Here is a 19,908-nt window from a genome sequence, read left to right on the forward strand (position 1 = left end):
GCTTACTTTTTGCCAGCAGAAATCATGTTGGCAAAAAGTCTGTATGCTCCCGTAACGCCCGCAGGAAGCTCCCGGAAAAAGGACAAACCTGTATAAATGTAGTGTCCCTTGCCATATTGAGCATAAAGCACGCTTCCTTCTTTTAAAGTTTCATCTTTGTCATTGGCTGAAAACAAGGCCTGGTAATTCTTTTTGTCCCAGGTTTGTGCGAAATAAAGCCCGCGTTCCTGGATCCAGCCATTGAAATCTTTCTCTGTTATCTTGTTGGGATAGTTCAGTAGTGGATGCTCAGGCAATAGAAAGCGCATTTCTGCGTCCTCTTCGGCAACGCGGTCTCTTCCCAGTTCCATGTCGTAAGGTCCGATTTGCTTTACTTTTTGTCCACCCGGAATGGTGTATTGCACAACCATCGTGCCGCCGTTCTTAACATAATCCATCAATTTGGATTGGTAATTGGCCAAATAATTCTCCGTATTATAAGCCCTGACGCCCACAACAATGGCATCGTAAATTGCCAGATCCTTCGCCAGACCACCTTCATTCAACATGGTAACCTGGCAATCCATTTGCCGCAAAGCTGTTGGCACATCATCACCGGCACCAGCAATGTAACCAATGTTCTTGACCGTTGTCTTTACATCGATTTTGGCCAGTTTCGCTTCCGATGTAGGGAAGATCGTCTGACTTGGAATGTGCTGGTAAGCGATGGTTTTAACCGATTTATCAAGCATCCGGCCGTCGACCGTTGCGATTGCTTTTAACTTCACTTCCTGATTATCAGCCGGGGGCGTAACAATGAACGAGAAATATTGCTGCTGATATTTTCCTTTCAAATCAAAACTTGCAGACTCGGGAACAGATTTCCAGCCTGCGGGAATTTCGGGCTTAACCGATCCTTTCACATTTTTCCGTTGTGCTTCTACGACGATGGTAACCGTTTTGGGCTCCATTGATGAGAATATGAAAACGGGCTCTGTAATGGTAGTCGTTACAGCAGGGCGGATTTCAAATGGACGGTAAATCTCACCTTGTGCCGGATCTGTGCTCTTGTAAATCCAGGGGCGTGAAAAGCTGAATTGCTGGCCGCCGATTTCAAAGGTAAATTTGGTAACGGTTTCCGGGCGGTTTTCAGGGAATCCAATGTCCTGCTGATTATCAATTTGGAACAAACCTTTGTCAATCGGCTTTTCCAGCCAGTAAGGTTGCGTAATTTTCAGACTTGTTGGTAAAACGGGACTCAATGCTATGGAATTCAGCTCATTATCTTCCAGGGACATGTTTAATGTGCTGTCTTTTTTGTTTCCCGTCCATTGCAGGGAAAGGAGTTTCACTGGATAATCAGATCTTTTCACAACAGACACCTTAACAGAAGCCGTATCGCCTGCAACCTGGGAGAAATCATCCGGATTGGTTTCAAACCAAAGTCCGGCACATTGTAATATTAGCTCTTTAACTTCTTCCTTTTTTGCCTTGATATAAATGTTCGCCGAATCCAGCTTGTTCAGTTCGGCATTGATTTTCAAGAGCTCGGGAACAGATGCGGAAGGCTTGTTTACGGAGAAGTTCTTGATCGCGGCTAAAACCATAGCTTGCACTTTCTCGCTTCCTTTCACGCGTTTCCAAGAAACGTCAATGCCGTCAAACAGGGTTTTTTGTGCAGGTTCGCCCACTTTATGCAGGAAATAATCGATCCTGGCCCCACGCTGAGGTGCGCTTCCAAATCCCTGGCTTCTATGCTGGCTGCGGCTCTCTGCTGCAATTTCTGTGTAAGATTTGCCTAAAATTGGATTGTAACCGCCAATTTCAACGGATATGAAAGGGTTTTTCTCTTCTGTGGGCTGCTTGTTCGTAAAACCAGGCGTGTACGTGTTCCAAACGAGTCTTTTCGCTTGCCATGGTTTTACAAATTTTAGTTGATCGGGGTAGGATTTCGGATCGGCGGCCATGCTGAAACCTTGTTCGGCCAGGAATGCGGAAGTTTGGTGGTGGCCGTGTCCAGCGCGTGGATCGGGTGGGAAACGGGTAATGATGACGTCGGGCTGGAACTTGCGGATCATCCAGATCACATCGCCCAGCACTTTGTCCTTATCCCAAAAATTCAATGTTTCTTCGCGTGTTTTGGAAAAACCAAAATCATAAGCCCTTGAAAAAAATTGCTGTGCGCCATCAATGCGCCGTGCAGCGAGCAGCTCCTGCGTCCTGATAACGCCAATGTTATAACCCTGTTCCGCACCGATCAGATTTTGCCCGCCGTCGCCTCTCGTTAATGATAAATATCCCGTCCTCACAAGCTGATCTTTGGACAAATAGGAAAGCATCAGCGTGTTTTCATCATCCGGATGCGCCGCAATGTAAAGCACCGAGCCTAAGACGTTCAGTTTCTTAATGTTCTGAAAAATTTCACTCGATGACTGCGAAGGAACCTGTGCGGAAATTTGGAAAGCAATTAATAAAAAGAGGATGGTAAGAACTCGCTGCATATGGGGATTAGGTTTTAAACTTTTGCAAAATCAAATGGTCCAGGCCAGTAAGTAGTCTTCAAATGCGTCATAATGCACTTTGACAGACCTGTTTACATTTTCCTTTTGAATACAAACCTCAATTGTTCCATTTTGGTTGCTCTGAAAAGGATTTGTAATAATATGTTTTTTCAAGTCCAGATCCGCATCGCCTGCATATTTAAATACAGCCTCCTTGGCACACCATATCAAATGCAGCAAAACGTTGTCGTTCAGATCCGTCCACTGCATTTCGGCATCGTTCAGGAAATAATCGGCGCCTTTGGAAATAGATGGTTTCATTTGCTGTAAATCCACTCCAACCGGCTTACTATCATGCACATACACGCAGGCATAGGCACCCGAATGCGACATGGAGAGTTGCTTTGTGCTAGCTTTTATATGTGGCTTGCGATTTTCATCATAAACAATGATAGGTTGCATTTGACTCATTCCCTGCAATAAAATGCGGCAGGCCAGCCATTCCTGCTTTCTACGGTCGGTTTTTTTATCTTCCAGTGCCAGCAATTCCAGGTCGTGGAGGTTAACCATTTCTTTCAGCTCCTGCCAACTTTCCGACATATGCCATAAGCCCAGCGTTGAATCATCCGAGATGCTTTTTATGTAACAGATGGCCATTTATTGTTAATTTTGATATTCAAACCGGGCATAATAACTGCATTTGCCCGTCTCTGCTCATTATGTGGCCCAAAAATAGAATTACGAGGAACGTCCTGAAAACCTTTGGCATATTCCTGCTCATTGCGGGTATTCTCTTTGGCCTTTTCCTCTGGCGCATCCGCGTGCCGGCTCCCAAGCTTGAAAGTAATAAAACAACCGGGAGTTACAAGCGCATGAAGGTGGCCGAAGATCATTATACGGTCGGAAATTGCTGGCTTAAAAAGAATAAGCAGGGGATCTGGGAAATGTATCTGGAAGGGAAGCCTTACGAGCGCGGGCTCATTTACGGGATCCTTGCAAAGGAATTAATGGAAAAGCAGGAAGTCCATTTTGTTAACCAGATCAAGGAAATGATTCCCAGCAGCGTGTTTTTGCAGGTGCTGAAGGGATTTGTCGGCTGGTTTAACCGGGACATTTACAAATATATTCCCCAAGAAAACCAGCAGGAAATTTACGGCGTGTCCCAATCTTTTTCTGAGCAGTTCAACTACATTGGCCCTAAATATTACCGCATTCTCAATTACCACGCCGCGCACGACATCGGCCACGCGCTTACCGATCTGAATATGGTTGGCTGCACGTCTTTTGCAGTCAATAATGCATTGACAAAGGACTCCACGCTGCTGATTGCCAGGAACTTCGATTTCTATATGGGCGATGCTTTCGCCGAAGACAAGCTGATCGTGTTCATGAACCCGGATAAGGGCTACAAATTCGCTTCATACGCCTGGGCGGGGCTTACCGGTGTGGTTTCGGGAATGAATGAAAAAGGCATAACCGTTACATTAAATGCTTCAAAATCAGACATTCCGTTTGCGGCGAAAGAGCCGATTTCTATTTTGGCCAGGGAAATTTTGCAGTATGCAGGCACCATTGAAGAAGCCAGGAAAATCGCGCAGCATAGCGAAACATTCGTTTCCGAATCCTTACTGATCGGTTCCGCGGCCGATGATAATGCGGCTATTATTGAAAAATCGCCACAGAAAATGGATGTTTTTGAATCGGGAAAGGATTATCTGGTTTGCGCCAACCATTACCAGGGAAAATCGTTTGTTACTGATTCTGTGAACATTAACAACATCAAGGATACAGATTCCAAATCTCGTTTTGATCGCATGAATGAGCTGATGAACCGGTCTTACCCGCTCGATGTGGACAAGGCTGCCGCTATTTTACGCGATCAAAAGGGCGTTAATGACAAATTCGTGGGTTATGGCAATTCAAAAACACTGAACCAGCTCATTGCGCATCACGGGATTCTTTTCAAGCCGGAAAAAAGAGAAATGTGGATTTCAACGCCGCCTTACCAGTTGGGGGAATTTATTTATTACAATTTAAATGATGTATTCTCGCGGAACGGAACATTCCAACCCGTGGATTCACTCAAAATCCGTTCAGACCCTTTCCTGGCTTCCAATGATTACAAGAAGTTTGAAGCGTTCAAGGTTACCAAGCAAAAGATCAGTAAATATGTGATGCTGGGCGTTCCTTTCGAGCTCTCGCGCGAAGAAGAGGTTGCTTTTGTAGCCAATAACCCGGAAAGTTATCTTACCTATCTGTTTTTAGGTGATTATTTCAAAAAGAGAAAAAATTCAAAGAAAGCGATCAGCTATTACAGGGAAGCCTTAAATCACGATGTAGCGTCTCTCAAGGAAAGGAATGTGATCAAAGACAAAATCGCCGAAAGCCAAAAAGTCTCCTTTCTGATTTTTAGTTATAAACCTGATTCCAATGACCATTAATATGATCCGCGAAACGCAGGAGCAAAAATTGAAGCACTTGCTGGCTTACGTTTCGGCACATTCTCCTTATTACCAGAAGGTTTTTCGGAAGCACGGCGTGGATGTGGACAGCATTGTTTCAATTGCAGATATGGCAAAGCTGCCTTTCACTACGAAGGACGATCTGGCTGCGGCCAATGATGATTTTTTGTGTGTTCCAAAAGGCAGGATCGCGGATTATGTAACGACTTCGGGCACATTAAGCGATCCGGTGGCATTTTATCTAACAGACTCCGACATTGAAAGGCTTGCCGAGAATGAATCCGAATCATTTCGCTGCGCCGATGGGAGCGAGCATGACATTTACCAGCTCATGACCACCATTGACAAGCGGTTTATGGCCGGGCTCGCATACTGGATGGGCGCCCGGAAACTAGGAGCCGGAATGATCCGGGTAGGGCCGGGCGCACCGTTTTTGCAATGGGAATCGATCCAGCGTTTTTCGCCTACCGTTATCATCGCCATCCCCTCGTTCATTCCGCGGCTCATTGATTACGCCATGGCTAATAACATCGATTTCGCCTCTTCCAGCATCAAATCGGTCATATGCATCGGTGAACCGATCCGGAATCCGGATTTTACTTATAATGAACTCGGTAAGCGGATCACTTCACAGTGGGATGTGAAACTTTACTCCACTTATGCGTCAACAGAAATGGGTGCGGCTTTCACGGAATGCAGCGAGGGTAAAGGCGGACATCTGAATGAAGATCTGCTGATCCTGGAAGTGGTTGATGAGCAGGATATTGTGGTTAAAGAGGGTGGGCTTGGAGAGATTGTCATCTCAACATTAGGCGTGGAAGGAATGCCGCTGCTGCGTTACCGGACGGGCGATTTATGCCATGTGCATTACGAAAAATGTGCTTGCGGCCGCACGAGCCCGCGCGTGGGTCCTGTTGTGGGCAGAAAGCAGCAAATGATTAAATTTAAGGGAACGACCATTTTCCCGCCTGCTATTTTCGATGTCCTTGATATGATGCCCGAAATTGACCTTTATCAGGTTGTCGTTGCCAAAAACGAGTTTGGGAATGATGACATTTCGATCCAGTTACCGGATCATCTGGACACTGCCTTTTTTCGGGAAAAACTGCATTCACTATTCAAATCCAGGCTTCGCGTGACGCCGTCATTTGCGTTCACAACCGCTCACGAACTCAACCTCAGAATATACAAACAGGAAAAACGCAAACCTGAAAAATTGATCTATATTTGACGCCTCTATTACCATATAAAAATAAAATTACGAACATGAAAAAGACCATTTACGCAGCAGTTTTTGCCATTGTTGCGATCGGAGCAACAGATACATTTGCTCAGAGAGTCGAGCTGAAAAGCGGAGACATTGCCGTATTATCAGGCCAGAAAACAGTAAACGTTGAATACGATTATTCAGAGTTCGGGGTTGGCAAATTTGCAACTGAAAAAGAATATCTGGACAAGAAATCTGCTGAATACAATGCAAAGGAAGCAGGCAAAGGTGACGCCTGGAAAAAAGCCTGGGTTGATGACCGCAAAAACCGTTTCGAACCCAAATTCGAAGAGCTTTTCAATAAGGGAATGGCTGACAAAGGCCTGCAAGCCGTTCAGTCCCGTCCGGATGCAACTTACACATTGATCGTTCGCACGAAATTCGTTGAGCCTGGCTTTAATGTAGGGGTGATGCGTAAAAATGCCTACGTGGATTACGAAGTGGATCTGGTTGAATCAGCGAATAAATCTGCAAAAGTTGCTCAGCTGAATATGCGCAATGTTCCCGGCGGCCAGTTTGGCGGCTTCGATTTTGACACCGGCGTCAGGATCGCGGAATCTTATGCGAAAGCAGGAAAATCTCTTGCTGCATTTTTGGATAAAAAGCTTTAATAACAATCCAGAGTCACAATTTTAACATCCTTATGTTATGAAAAGCTGTGACTTCCTGCATTCGTTCTCATGCATACTGGCTTTACAAAACCCTATAAGGTTTAAAAAGTAAACAGAATTGCCTATTTTTAAAGTCCATTACCGATACCATAGCATATTTTGTAAGCTGTGATTTGTTCGCCAGATTGGGGGAGCGCTTCACAGCTTACTGTTTAACTGATAACCCATAAACGTGCGGATTTTACCTCTCATTTTCCTGGCGCTCATTACATTATCATTGTCAGGATGCGGAAAAATGCTATATCGGTCGGCTGCAAAAGCATTCAACAAAGGAATCAAAGAGTCGCCCTATGATGCCGTCATCGTTCCCGGCTTTCCGCACAATGGTGAGAAATGGGATATGATCCTGCAAATGCGCATCCACTGGGCACATTACCTTTATTCAAAGGGATACACCAAAAACATTATCTTTTCAGGCTCTGCCGTTGCTACGCCTTATGTAGAAAGTAAGGTGATGGCCAATTATGCACACGCATTAGGCGTACCCCGTGAAAATATTTTTACCGAAGAAAAAGCCGAGCACAGCACGGAAAACGTATACTATTCTTATCGCCTTGGAAAAGACCTGGGTTTTACGAAACTTGCACTCGCTACCGACCCGATCCAGACGAGCTACATGCGCAAATTCATTAAGCGTTTCGACCTGCCGATCGGGCTTCTGCCGACTGTCATCGATACGTTAAAGGGGATGAACCTTTACGAGCCCAAAGTAGACAACACGCTGGCCGTGCGGGAAGGATTTGTGAAGCTGTCGGAAAGGGAAAATTTTTTCCAGCGTTTCAGGGGCACCATGGGCAGATACATTGTCTGGCATGAGGAAGACCTCAAAAAGAAAAAGCACAGAAGGAAGTTTAAAGATAGAATGATACCCGCCTCTTCGGCCAAAAATGAACCTTAAAAGCGTATAATGAAAAAAGAATTGTCGGCAATTGACGCCAAGTATGAAGCACAAAAAATAGCATTTGGTCCCATGTATTTTCAAGCGGTCGTTGCGCTTCGGGAATTGGGCATTTTGCAGTTTATCAGCAACAATCGGAAAGGTGTCAGCATTGAGACGATTATTGAAAAAACCGGTGTGTCGGAGTATAGTGTTACTTTGTTGCTGGAAGCCGCTGAGGTTCTTGGGGTTGTGGAAGTGGAAGACGACATTATTAAAATTTCCAAGATCGGTTTTTTCCTCCTGAAAGACGAAATGACGCGGGTCAATATCAACTTCATGAATGATGTTTGCTATCTCGGTGCAAAAAATATGACCGAAAGCTTCAAAAATGGCAAACCTGAGGGGCTGAAAGTGCTGGGCAACTGGCCGACCATTTACGAGGGACTTTCTGTATTACCGGAGCCAGCGAAAACTTCCTGGTTCGAATTTGACCATTATTATTCGGACAACGCATTTCCCGAAGCATTAAAAATTGTGTTCAGGAACAATCCAAAATTAATTTTTGACGTAGGCGGAAACACAGGTAAATGGTCATTTGCATGCTGCAAGCACGATCCTAATGTCAGGTTAAAAATACTTGACCTTCCAGTTCAGCTGAAAGTGGCACAGGCCAATGCAACGGAGCGGAATTTACTGGACCGCATTAGTTTCCACCCGATTGACCTCCTGGATCGTTCGCAGGAAATCCCGAAGGGCGCTGATGTGATCTGGATGAGTCAGTTTCTGGATTGCTTTTCAAAAGAGCAGATCATTCAGATCCTCGAAAATGCGTGCTATGCAGCTTCCGAAAACACGACGCTCTACATCCTGGAACCCTTTTTCGACAACCAGAATTTCCCGGCTGCTCATCATAGCCTGGTGGCTACATCGCTCTATTTCACAATTATGGCGAATGGAAACAGCAAAATGTATCGTGTGGAAGTAATGAAGGATCTGGCCCGTCAGGCTGGGTTCGAAATCGTGGAAACCTATCCGTTGATCGGCGATAGCTATCATACTATTTTGGAATGCAAAAAACGGGCTTAGGAACATCTGGTTCTGATCATTTGTTTAAGCAATAGTCTACGATTAGTTACATGAAAAGATCCCTGATTATTATCATACTCGTTTGCCTGGCATCCCTGACTACGTTTGGGTTTGTTCAGTCGGAAAAAAAAGATTTTTATAAGGCATTGTCGAGCGGGGAAGAATCCACTATCGATCAGGCGCTTGCAAATCTTGAAAAGGAAAAACCGTCTTCCCGGATCAACGCCTGCAAAGGCGCATTGACAATGAAGAAGGCGGGGTTTCAGAAAAGTGTAAAAGTGAAAGTCAAAACTTTCAAAAAAGGTGCTTATATGCTTGAAGATGAGATTAAAAGTAATCCGGCCAATACAGAATACCGGTTTCTGAGACTAACCATTCAGGAACATGCACCTAAGGTTTTGAAATATAATAAGCAGCTTGACGAAGACAAGCAGGCAGTGATAGCGGGTTTTGGCAAGCTGGACAATGATTTGAAAGCGATTGTTTCCAATTATGCCAAGGATTCCAAGGTGTTGAAAGCGAGTGATTTAAAGTGAGAATTCAGGTAAACAGGAATTGTTGATCAATGGCAAAAATACTAGTCGTAAACTACTCGCAAACCGGACAGTTGAATGAAATCATCGACCAGTTTTTAGCTCCATTCGATCCAAACAGCATAGAGAAGCACCAGATTTTCCCGGTTACACCTTACGTTTTTCCCTGGACTACGGAGGAATTCTTCGATAAGATGCCGGAATGTGTTGAGGAGGACACCATTCCACTAAAATCAATTCCCTACACAGCTGAGCGTTACGACTTGATCGTATTGGGTTATCAGCCCTGGTTTTTGTCCCCTTCGCCACCCGTTACATCCCTGCTTAAAGACCCTACTTTCCAGTCCATCCTGCGCGGCACGCCCGTTGTGACCGTCATAGGAGGAAGAAATATGTGGCTCAATTCGCAGGAGAGTGTTAAAAAGTTAATTAAGAATGCAGGCGGTAAGCTGGTAGGCAACATTCCGCTGATGGACCGGACGTCGAATCTGATCAGCGCATTTACTATTTTACATTGGATGCTAACCGGACGAAAAGACCGAAAATGGAATATTTTTCCACTTCCCGGCGTTAGTGACCAGGATATCCGAAGCGCATCGCAATTTGGCGATATTGTGAACAACGCAGCAGCAAAATCAGATTACGGCAATCTGCAGAACGAGATTCTGGCAACAGGTTTGATCGCGATCCCGACAGACATTCTGTTTATTGAACAACGTGCCAAAAAACTTTTCAGGATCTGGGCAAAGCTGATCAAAACAAAAGGAACGACTCCTGCTAAGCGGAAAAGACTGGTTGGTTTTTTCAAATATTATCTGCTGATCGCCTTGTTTATGGTCGCTCCCGTGATCCTTTTCGTATATAATTTGCTGATCGTGCCTTTTACCGGAAATGCGATTAAGAAGAAAAAACAATACTTTTGTGGTGTAGAAACCAAATAATAATGTCAGACGCATATATTACCAGAATTGCCAAGTTTTTGCCGAATGAGCCCGTTTCCAATGATGAAATGGAAGCATATTTAGGATATATAAATGGAAAGCCTTCCAAATCAAAAGCACTTGTTTTACGTAATAACGGCATAAAAAACAGATATTATGCGCTGCTGAAAGACGGCACAACGACGCATACCAATGCAGAAATGGCGGCGCTGGCGGTAACAAAACTTTTTGAAAAAAATACATCGGAAATAAAGGACGTGGACCTGATCAGTTGTGCTACGTCGAGCCCGGACCAACTGATGCCCTCACACGGTTCAATGGTGCACGGCTACTTGAAAGACACCGGCCCTGTTGAGGTTGTGTCGCCTTCGGGCGTTTGCTGCGCGGGGATGCACGCTTTCAAATATGCCTACATGTCTGTAAAACTGGGCGAAAAGCAAAAAGCGGTGGCCTGTGCTTCCGAAAGGCTTTCTCCTGTTTTGCGCGCGGATCAGTTTGAGGATGAAGTGCAGCAGCTTTTAAGGCTTGAAAAAAATCCTTATCTGGCTTTCGAAAAAGACTTTCTACGCTGGATGTTGTCGGATGGCGCCGGCGCTTTCCTTGTCGAATCCGAGCCCAACAAGTCCGGGATATCATTGAAAATTGATTGGATAGAAGGCTGCTCCTATGCCAACGAGGAGGAGGCATGCATGTATATGGGCGCTGACAAGCAGGAGGACGGTACGCTTAAAAGCTATAAAGATTTTAAAAGTGAGCAGGTCCTGGAACAGTCTGTGTTCAGTATCAAGCAGGATGTGAAGCTTTTAGGAGAAAAAATTGTTAAATTGGGTTTTGCCAAATTAAAAGATATCCTCGACAAACGGGGGATCAGCATGGATGAAGTGAGCTATTTCCTGCCGCACTTGTCCAGCTACTTTTTTGAAAACAAAATCGAAGACTTCTGTAACGAGAACGGCATGCCGATTTCAAAGGAAAAGTGGTATACCAACCTGGTTACCAAGGGCAATGTAGGTTCGGCTTCGATTTATATGATGCTTGAAGAAGTTTTTTACAGCGGGGCACTGAAAAAGGGTGAGAAGATACTTTTAGCAGTTCCCGAAAGCTCCCGCTTCTCTTATATGTTCTGTATGTTGACCGTTTGCTGATCTAATTGCTGATCCATGAAAAAGGAAGACCTTCCACAAGACCCGGGCGCACTGGATAAATTTACCAGGGAAGTATGTTACGTCAAAAATCAGGACGGAAAATACGAAACCGCGTTGAGCAGAGGTTGGGAGGTTAAAAAACAGGCGCTGGATAGCGCATGGGACGATGTGAATGAACGGATAGCGGACGCCAGAAAAGCCGTAGCAAACGGTGAGAAAAGTCCGATCTACTACTATATGGAACTCCGGTTGATGGATCTGTCGGTTCTGTCGGGTTACACAGGTTTTTTTCCTTTTTTTATCAAAAGACATTTAAAACCATCTGTTTTTAAAGGATTAAGCGACCGGAAGCTGGAAAAATATGCCAGCGCATTCGATGTTACATTGCAGGAATTGAAAAATTTTAAAGGTTGATCCAGTGAATATTGATAGCCATACGGATGAGTTCCGCCACGTTCAGACCGCACATTGTGAGAATGGGGTTACCACGGCATTGTTGCGTTATCACGGTCTGGATTTCATGACCGAGCCGCTGGCTTTTGGAATGGGTTCGGGGCTTTTTTACATTCAGATTCCTTTCCTTACTGTTAATAACGGCCCTGCGATTTCTTTCAGGACCATGCCGGGTGCTATTTTCAAGCGGACTTGCAATTCACTTAATGTAGATGTGACGCGGAAAAAATTCTCAAATGTAGCCTCAGCGGAAGCGTTCCTGGACAAAAAAGTCCAGGAAGGCGTCCCGGTGGCCTGCCAGGTCGGCGTTTTTCACCTTACTTATTTTCCAAAAGAATACCGGTTCCATTTCAATGCCCATAACCTGATCGTTTTCGGGCAGGAAGACAATAATTATCTTATCAGTGATCCGGTCATGGAGGATGTGACCACTTTATCCAAGTCGGATCTCAGCCGCGTTCGTTTTGCACAAGGCCCGCTGGCTCCGAAAGGACACATTTATTATCCTGAACGGGTGAAACCGGTGACCGATGACATGATCCGTAAAGGGATTGTAAAAGGAATCCGTCGGAATGTGCGTGATATGCTCAAAATTCCGGGCAGCTTTGCCGGCGTGGATGGCATCAGGCACACAGCGGGGCATATCCGCAAGTGGCGCGATAAGCTTGGGCTGAAAAAAGCCAGCCTTTATCTGGGTCAAATTGTTCGGATGCAGGAAGAGATCGGCACAGGCGGAGGCGGTTTTCGGTTCCTATACGGTGCATTTCTGGAAGAAGCGTCCGCTTACATGCAGGATGATCGTTTGTCGGCTGTTTCTGAGGACTTTACCAAAGCAGGCGACATGTGGCGCGCGAGTGCGATCAAAATGGCGGGCGTTTACAAAGGCCGGTTGACGGAACAAAAAGATTTTGATGAAATAGCCGATATGCTGGTTGATATCAGATTGGTAGAGAAAGAAGCGTTTCAGAAACTATCGCGCATGAGTCTTGGTAAATGAGCATTACGATATGACCGAACCGGTTAGCATTGAAATACAAAACGTTTCTAAAAAATATAAAACTGCGCAGGAAAACAGCCTTACCGACGTCTCCCTGAACATTGGTACGTCTGATATTTTTGGCTTGCTGGGACCTAATGGGGCCGGCAAGACAACATTGATCTCGATCCTTTGCGGCATAATCCCGCCATCTTCCGGAACGGTTAACTTTTACTACCAAAACCAATTTATTTCCGAACAGGAACGCAAAAGCCATATTGGGTTTGTTCCTCAGGAATATGCTTTCTACCAGGAACTTACGCCGCGGCAAAACCTGGATTACTTCGGCGCCATGTATAACCTGGGCAGGGAAGAGCTTGAAGCGCGTCGGGAAGATCTGCTGGAAATTTTGGGATTGGCCCGGTTTGCGGATAAAAAAGTCGGGTCGTTTTCAGGCGGGATGAAACGCCGGGTTAACCTCGCGATCGGCATTATTCACAAACCCGATATCCTTTTTCTGGACGAGCCCACAGTGGGGGTCGATGTGCAAAGCCGCAATGCGATCATCCGCTATTTGCAGGAAATAAATAAGGCCGGGACGACCATCATCTACACTTCCCACCACATGTCCGAAGCAGAGGAATTCTGCAAGCACATTGCGCTCATTGACCATGGTAGGGTTATTGCTAAAGGCGACCTTACAGATCTGAGGAAAACGCATCACGCTCCTAATCTGCAATCATTATTTATCAAACTGACAGGGGAGGAGTACAGGGATTAATATGTTCAAGGTTTTTTCATCATTACGTAAAGAATATCTGCTGCTGATCAACGACAAGGTTGGCCTGGCGCTGATGTTCCTGATGCCGCTGCTGCTGGTATTTATCATTACCATTATCCAGGATAGTGCGTATAAAATGGTGAATGAGAACCAGATCCCGCTGCTCGTGGTCAATCACGACGCGGGTAAGGAAGGTGATAAGCTTGTTGACCTTCTCAAAAAATCCGGCCTTTTCAAGATCGATTCGCAGGATGCGGTTGCTGAAAAGTCGTTGAAATCCGAATTATTATCAAGAGGAAAATTGATCGGGTTATACATTCCTAAAACATTTTCCTCGGGGCTTGAAAGCAATGCAGCCGATGTAAGTAACATTCTGATGGACGATCTGGGGCTGGAACGTGATTCAGTTAACACGGAGAAGGTGTCGATGCCGACGCTATCTTTTTATAATGACCCGGTTTTGCAGGAAAATTACAGCTTTTCGATCATGGGCATTATTCAATCCTACATGAGTGTTATTGAAAATTCGCTGATGATCGACCGGATGTACTCAACCATGGACCTGGGTGGACAGTCGGAAGAACTGAAAAGGAAAATGATCTCCAACCGGGTTAAGATCAATCAGATCGTGGCCAGCAACAATAACTCGACGGCTATTCCCAATTCTACACAGCATAATGTGCCTGCCTGGACGATTTTTGCCATGTTTTTTATGGTCGTCTCGCTTGGCAGTAACATTGTAAAAGAGCGCATTAACGGCAGTTTTCTGCGACTGAAAACCATGCCTACGACATTTATGCTGGTGATGTTTAGTAAAATGGCCATTTACGTGCTGGTAGCAGTGGTGCAGGTAGCATTGACATTTTCCATGGGAATATGGATACTTCCCGAGCTCGGACTTCCCAAACTAACCATTCCTACTAACCTTTTTGCATTCGCCTGCGTGATCCTGATCAGCAGCATGGCCGCCGTGAGTTATGCATTGATGATCGGCGCCTATGCACGGACCGAGCAGCAGGCAAATGGTTTCGGAGCGATTTCCATTATTATTTTCGGGGCAATAGGCGGTATCCTGGTGCCTACATTCGTTATGCCTGGTTTTATGCAGTTTGCCAGCAACTTTTCACCTCTGCACTGGTGCCTGGAAGGTTTCTACATTCTTTTCCTCAAAGGCGGAAGCTGGCAGGAGCTCAAAAATGTCTTCGCCTTTTTAGGGATATTTATCCTGCTTTGTCAACTTGCCACTTATTTTAAGCTTAGGATGGAAAGAATTATTTAAGTTTGAATTCAGAAAAGAAATTATGGACATAGAAAGTTTAAAACCCGTCATTAAAGGTCAGATTGTACAATATTTGAATTTACTTGACATTAATCCGCAGGACATTAAGGATGACGAACCCCTTTTCGGAGGCGACCTGGGCCTGGATTCAATTGATTCGCTGGAACTGGTGGTGCTTCTTGAAAGAGAGTACGGGATCAAAATCACCAATCCTGCCGAGGGAAGAAAAATCCTTGTGGATGTAAACCACATGGCTGAATACATTTTAGCAAATACAAAAACGGCCTGAATATGAAAAAGGTGTTGGTGACCGGAATGGGCATTATATCAGCCATTGGTGAAAACCTTTCGGAGAACCACGCCAGTTTGCGCCAGGGAAAAACGGGCATTACCGCCGCAGCACATTTTGATTCCCGCTATGCCGCATTACTTCCTTTCGGTGAAATTGCGTGCAGCAACGAACGGCTGAAGGAAATGCTCGGTTTGCAGGATAGCGTAGGTTACACGCGCACCGATCTGCTTGCTACCAAGGCATTCGACGAGGCAATTAAAGACGCTAATCTTTCCGCAGACCAGCTTTCATCTTTTGATACAGCATTCATCTCCGCAACAACAGTCGGCGGAATGTGCCTCACTGATCAGCTCTATGAAGATGCCAATCTGAAAACGAGCGGATCGGAATATCTGGAATCATACAATTGCGCAGCGCACACCATTACATTACTCGAAAAGTATAACATCAGAGGCTTTTCCGACACCATTAACACAGCCTGTTCGTCATCTGCCAATGCCATTTTAATGGGCGCGCGACTGATCCGGTCCGGACGGGCAAAAAGGGTTATCGTCGGCGGCGTGGATAGTCTTGCCAAATACACGGTTAATGGTTTCAATTCGCTTAAAATCTTATCTGCTTCCGCGTGTAAGCCATTCGATGAAAACCGGGATGGGCTTAATCTGGGAGAAGCGGCGGCTTATCTTGTGCTGGAAGCGGAGGACGTCGTTGGTGATAAACGCGTTTATGCGGAAGTCGCCGGATATGGCAATGCAAATGATGCGCATCACCCTTCGGCCATGTCCGACGATGCCATAGGCGCCATGCTCTCCATGCGTGAAGCCATCGAATCGGCGGGGATTGGCTTCAATCGCATCGACTATATCAATGCCCACGGAACGGGGACGCCCAACAATGATGAAGTTGAGCTAACCGGAATGTCGCGGTTATTCGAAGAAATTCCGCCTTTTAACTCTACCAAATCTTACACGGGGCATACATTAGGAGCGGCTGGTGCGGTGGAGGCCATTTTCAGCATATTAAGCATCGTCCACGATGAGATTTTCCCGAGTTTACACGTGGAAACGGCCATGAGCTCACACAAGGCGCAACCGGTTGCTGCATTGATTCAGGATAAAAAAGTGGCCTATGCGCTTTCCAACTCGTTTGGCTTCGGAGGAAATTGCACTTCCCTTGTTTTTGGAAGCGTAAATTAAGCGTCCTAGGATTGCATGAGTTCTTTCAGGATCTTTTGTGCGGCAATTGAGATGATGGTTCCGGGGCCGAAAATGCCTTTAACACCCGCATCATAAAGAAACTGATAATCCTGCGCCGGAATAACGCCACCGGCAATCACCATAATGTCTTCCCGGCCAATGTTTTTAAGCTCGGCGATGAGTTCCGGGATAAGTGTTTTGTGACCTGCTGCCAGACTCGATGCGCCGATTACATGGACATCATTTTCTGCTGCTTGTTTGGCGACTTCCTGAGGCGTCTGGAAGAGCGGGCCAATGTCCACGTCAAAGCCGAGGTCGGCGAAGCTCGTTGCAATCACTTTGGCCCCTCGGTCATGGCCGTCCTGGCCCATCTTTGCAACCAATATCCGTGCACGCCGGCCATCCATTTCCGCAAACTGATCAGACAATTGCAGCGCTGCCCGGAAATTTTCATCATCCGAAGCTTCTGCCTGATAAACACCCGAAACAGACCGGATGGTTGATTTATAACGTCCGAATTCCTTTTCCATCGCATCAGAAATTTCACCCAATGTAGCCCTTTTGCGCGCCGCCTCGATGGCCAGCGCCAACAAATTTACAGACATGTCCTTGCCGCCCTTTTGCTTGCAGGCTTCCGTGATAGCATTCAGCGCCAATGCAACTGCCTGCGAATCTCGTTCCTCTTTTATTTTATTCAAAGAAGCGATCTGCGACAGCCGAACTGCCTGGTTATCAATCTGTAAAATGTCAAATGTCTCCTTGCTTTCTGTTTTGAATTTATTAACCCCCACAATAATGTCCTTGCCCGAATCAATGCGGGCCTGCTTTTTTGCCGCTGCTTCTTCGATCCGCATCTTCGGCAGTCCGGTTTCTATGGCTTTGGTCATGCCGCCGAGTTTTTCTACTTCCTCAATCAGCTGCCAGGCCTTTTCTGCGAGCTCTTTTGTCAGATCCTCGACATAATAGGAGCCGCCCCATGGATCCACGGCCTTGCAAAGATCCGTTTCATGCTGAATAAAAAGCTGTGTATTGCGCGCAATGCGGGCAGAGAAGTCGGTGGGAAGCGCCATGGCTTCGTCGAGCGAGTTGGTATGCAGCGATTGCGTGTGCCCCATGACGGCGGCCATGGCCTCAATCGTTGTCCGGGTAACATTGTTATACGGATCCTGTTCGGTAAGGCTGTAACCGCTTGTTTGGCAATGTGTCCTTAATGCCAGCGATTTTTCATTTTTGGGATTAAACTGATTTACAATCTTTGACCAAAGCAGCCGTCCCGCACGCATCTTGGCGATTTCCATGAAATGATTCATCCCTATGCCCCAGAAAAATGACAGCCTGGGTGCAAAATCATCAATCGCGATGCCCGCGTTCAGCCCGGTCCTGATGTATTCCAATCCGTCTGCAAGCGTATAGGCAAGCTCAATGTGCGCGGGCGCGCCCGCTTCATGCATGTGATAACCGCTGATGCTGATGGAATTGAACTTTGGCATGAAACGGGAAGTATAGGCAAAAATATCGCCCACAATCCGCATGGAAGGCGCTGGGGGATAAATGTAGGTGTTCCGGACCATGAATTCCTTCAAAATGTCATTCTGAATGGTTCCTGACAATAACTCAGGCTTAATGCCCTGCTCTTCCGCAGCCACAATAAAAAAGGCCATAACCGGAATAACAGCCCCATTCATGGTCATGGAAACCGACATTTGATCCAGCGGAATTTGGTCAAAAAGCATTTTCATATCCTCCACCGTATCAATCGCAACACCGGCTTTGCCCACATCGCCGGTGACACGCGGATGATCCGAATCATATCCTCGATGCGTGGCCAGATCAAATGCAACAGAAAGGCCTTTCTGGCCAGCGGCAAGGTTGCGCTTATAAAATGCATTGGAATCGGAAGCAGTCGAAAAGCCGGCATATTGACGAATTGTCCACGGTCGTTCCAGATACATGCTCGCATAAGGCCCACGTACGAACGGTGGAATTCCGGCTTCGAATGCTAAATGTTCGGCGTCTTCGAGATCATTTTGGTTATAAATGCTTTTTAATCTGATTCCTTCTGAGGTAAACACAGATTTGCCAGCCCGTTCCTCTGGCTGAGCGGATTCGTTATGATGGGTCGTCTGAATGTTCCTGAAATCCGGTTTCATGGCTTTGATGCGGTTAACACGGATGCTTCGGAACCTCCCGATTCTTCCATTTCCAAAAACAACTCCCAAGCCCTGGCGGCCATATCCAGGGACATTTTTTCGAGCATGTATGAGCCCGCCGCCGGATCCGCAACATACGTCAATGCACTTTCGTGGGCAAGAATGGAGGATACATTGCGCGCGATCCGTGCTGAAAAGTCACTTTGCTTGTTGGCTGATTCATCGTATGGCCTCACTGTCAATGCATTGCATCCACCCATTACTGCGCTCATGGCCTCGGAGGCAGAGCGGATCATGTTGGTGTAAGGCTCGGATGCGGCATCATTAAATGTTGATGTTTGCGCTTGTATAAATGGCGTGCAAAGCTCAGCAGGCAGTTGATAGGCGTTTGAAACTTTTCGTAATAAAAACCGGAATGCTCTTAATTTGGCGATTTCCGAAAGGAAGTTGGTGCCAATGGAAATGGAGAAAAGGGCGCGGTTGAAGGCCGTTAACGGTGAAATCCCTCTGTCTGTAAGCAGATCCAGGTAATTGACAGTGGCCGAAATCAGCATGGCCAGTTCCTGCACTGGTGTCGCGCCATTGTTGTGAAATAAATGACCCTCAACCATATAGGCCCGAAATTCCCGCATGTTGCGGCTTTGGTTTAGAACAGAAATAATAGCGTCAATGCTGTTACCAATTGATTTTCCCGTGCGCATCTGGTGGGCGACCGGGTCGAATGCGATGCCGCCTTTAAGATAATAACCGGCGTTTTTGGATATTTCCTTGAAAACGTCCGTAGCATTTTCCTGTGTTTGAAAATAAATAGCGGTGTCGCTTAACCGGATTCCGTGAAGCAATTTCGGGAATTCACAATGTGCTATGCTGGCATTTCCAAGGTCCAGCATAATCGCATCTGCGCCGTTTTCCAGGGCATGCTTCATGGCTGCATTGGTTGCGCGCGGTTCTGAGAATTTCACCATAGGCAAGTTTTGCCAGCCTGGTGTTTTTTTCTGACAAGCCTGCATAGACGCCATTTTTTCAGGAGCAATTTCCGATCGCGTCACATAAGGTTCCAAATGCAGATCAGCCCCGATTGTCCAATCAGATAGTGTTTTAAGCCTTCCTTTCAATTCTTTGTCAGCCCGTTGTTCCCAGGCGTTTTTATCGGAAGGGCTGAATTCTGGGAAGTTAAGGACAGCCATTTCTTGACGGATAAGGTGGAAGTGAGCGATTTTTGCTTGCAAACAAAGCTACAAATTTGAAGTTACTTTTTCAGTTGTCGGGGCAAACCGTTCCTTCGGCGGATCAGGAACATAAAGTCATGCGATTTT

General features: G+C 46.1%; 18 protein-coding genes. 14 read left to right on the forward strand and 4 right to left on the reverse strand.

Going from position 1 to position 19,908, the window contains the following annotated elements; all coding sequences use genetic code 11:
- Positions 1–2 precede the first annotated feature (2 nt).
- Both NFI80_RS25050 and NFI80_RS25055 read right to left on the reverse strand, forming a co-directional pair.
- Positions 3–2,480 carry a PIG-L family deacetylase gene (locus tag NFI80_RS25050; RefSeq protein ID WP_235164202.1) on the reverse strand — a complete coding sequence of 826 codons (2,478 nt, stop codon included), beginning with the start codon at positions 2,478–2,480 and terminating at the stop codon, positions 3–5.
- 30 nt (positions 2,481–2,510) lie between these two features.
- Positions 2,511–3,137 (reverse strand): 4'-phosphopantetheinyl transferase family protein, encoded by a 627-nt coding sequence (locus NFI80_RS25055; protein ID WP_235164203.1) that lies wholly within the window; start codon positions 3,135–3,137, stop codon positions 2,511–2,513.
- Positions 3,138–3,199: 62 nt separating this feature from the next.
- Here NFI80_RS25055 and NFI80_RS25060 point away from each other — a divergent pair, with 62 nt between their 5' ends.
- From NFI80_RS25060 to NFI80_RS25125, 14 genes are all read left to right on the forward strand, one after another.
- Positions 3,200–4,921 (forward strand): C45 family autoproteolytic acyltransferase/hydrolase, encoded by a 1,722-nt coding sequence (locus NFI80_RS25060; RefSeq protein ID WP_235164204.1) that lies wholly within the window; start codon positions 3,200–3,202, stop codon positions 4,919–4,921.
- Positions 4,911–6,173, forward strand: coding sequence for a flexirubin biosynthesis putative acyl-CoA ligase FlxY (flxY, locus tag NFI80_RS25065; protein WP_235164205.1), 1,263 nt, complete (start codon positions 4,911–4,913; stop codon positions 6,171–6,173). Before NFI80_RS25060 ends, flxY begins: the two co-directional genes overlap by 11 nt.
- Positions 6,174–6,208: 35 nt before the next feature.
- Positions 6,209–6,820 (forward strand): hypothetical protein, encoded by a 612-nt coding sequence (locus tag NFI80_RS25070; protein WP_235159543.1) that lies wholly within the window; start codon positions 6,209–6,211, stop codon positions 6,818–6,820.
- Between the two features lie 232 nt (positions 6,821–7,052).
- Positions 7,053–7,778: a YdcF family protein gene (locus tag NFI80_RS25075; RefSeq protein ID WP_233796908.1), complete on the forward strand. Its 726-nt coding sequence runs from the start codon at positions 7,053–7,055 to the stop codon at positions 7,776–7,778.
- Between the two features lie 9 nt (positions 7,779–7,787).
- On the forward strand, positions 7,788–8,846 hold the full coding sequence (locus NFI80_RS25080; protein ID WP_235164206.1) for a methyltransferase: 1,059 nt from the start codon (positions 7,788–7,790) through the stop codon (positions 8,844–8,846).
- Between the two features lie 50 nt (positions 8,847–8,896).
- The gene (locus NFI80_RS25085; protein ID WP_235164207.1) at positions 8,897–9,382 is read left to right on the forward strand and encodes a hypothetical protein; all 486 of its coding nucleotides are present in this window, start codon (positions 8,897–8,899) and stop codon (positions 9,380–9,382) included.
- A gap of 29 nt (positions 9,383–9,411) precedes the next feature.
- Positions 9,412–10,320 (forward strand): hypothetical protein, encoded by a 909-nt coding sequence (locus tag NFI80_RS25090; RefSeq protein WP_235159547.1) that lies wholly within the window; start codon positions 9,412–9,414, stop codon positions 10,318–10,320.
- Positions 10,321–10,322: 2 nt separating this feature from the next.
- Positions 10,323–11,465 carry a dialkylresorcinol biosynthesis protein DarB gene (gene darB / locus NFI80_RS25095; RefSeq protein WP_235159548.1) on the forward strand — a complete coding sequence of 381 codons (1,143 nt, stop codon included), beginning with the start codon at positions 10,323–10,325 and terminating at the stop codon, positions 11,463–11,465.
- Between the two features lie 15 nt (positions 11,466–11,480).
- The gene (gene DarG, locus NFI80_RS25100) at positions 11,481–11,879 is read left to right on the forward strand and encodes a flexirubin biosynthesis protein DarG (RefSeq protein ID WP_233796903.1); all 399 of its coding nucleotides are present in this window, start codon (positions 11,481–11,483) and stop codon (positions 11,877–11,879) included.
- A 4-nt stretch (positions 11,880–11,883) separates the two neighbouring features.
- Entirely contained in the window at positions 11,884–12,915 is a 1,032-nt protein-coding gene (gene darH, locus NFI80_RS25105) for a BtrH-related acyltransferase DarH (RefSeq protein WP_233796902.1), read from the forward strand.
- A gap of 10 nt (positions 12,916–12,925) precedes the next feature.
- Positions 12,926–13,675, forward strand: coding sequence for an ABC transporter ATP-binding protein (locus tag NFI80_RS25110; protein ID WP_235164208.1), 750 nt, complete (start codon positions 12,926–12,928; stop codon positions 13,673–13,675).
- A gap of 1 nt (position 13,676) precedes the next feature.
- Positions 13,677–14,954 carry an ABC transporter permease gene (locus NFI80_RS25115; protein ID WP_235164209.1) on the forward strand — a complete coding sequence of 426 codons (1,278 nt, stop codon included), beginning with the start codon at positions 13,677–13,679 and terminating at the stop codon, positions 14,952–14,954.
- A gap of 22 nt (positions 14,955–14,976) precedes the next feature.
- Positions 14,977–15,243, forward strand: coding sequence for a phosphopantetheine-binding protein (locus NFI80_RS25120; protein ID WP_233796899.1), 267 nt, complete (start codon positions 14,977–14,979; stop codon positions 15,241–15,243).
- A gap of 2 nt (positions 15,244–15,245) precedes the next feature.
- Entirely contained in the window at positions 15,246–16,442 is a 1,197-nt protein-coding gene (locus NFI80_RS25125; RefSeq protein WP_235164210.1) for a beta-ketoacyl-[acyl-carrier-protein] synthase family protein, read from the forward strand.
- Between the two features lie 5 nt (positions 16,443–16,447).
- Here NFI80_RS25125 and scpA read toward each other — a convergent pair whose 3' ends face one another.
- Together scpA and NFI80_RS25135 are read right to left on the reverse strand one after the other, a co-directional pair.
- Positions 16,448–18,592 carry a methylmalonyl-CoA mutase gene (scpA, locus tag NFI80_RS25130; RefSeq protein WP_235164211.1) on the reverse strand — a complete coding sequence of 715 codons (2,145 nt, stop codon included), beginning with the start codon at positions 18,590–18,592 and terminating at the stop codon, positions 16,448–16,450.
- Complete coding sequence (locus tag NFI80_RS25135; RefSeq protein ID WP_235164212.1) at positions 18,589–19,779, reverse strand: methylmalonyl-CoA mutase family protein; 1,191 nt, start codon at positions 19,777–19,779, stop codon at positions 18,589–18,591. The genes scpA and NFI80_RS25135 overlap by 4 nt, the downstream gene beginning before the upstream one ends.
- Positions 19,780–19,908: the final 129 nt, after the last annotated feature.

It is taken from the genome of Dyadobacter chenhuakuii (genome assembly GCF_023821985.2).
GTDB classification, from domain to species: Bacteria; Bacteroidota; Bacteroidia; order Cytophagales; family Spirosomataceae; genus Dyadobacter; species Dyadobacter chenhuakuii.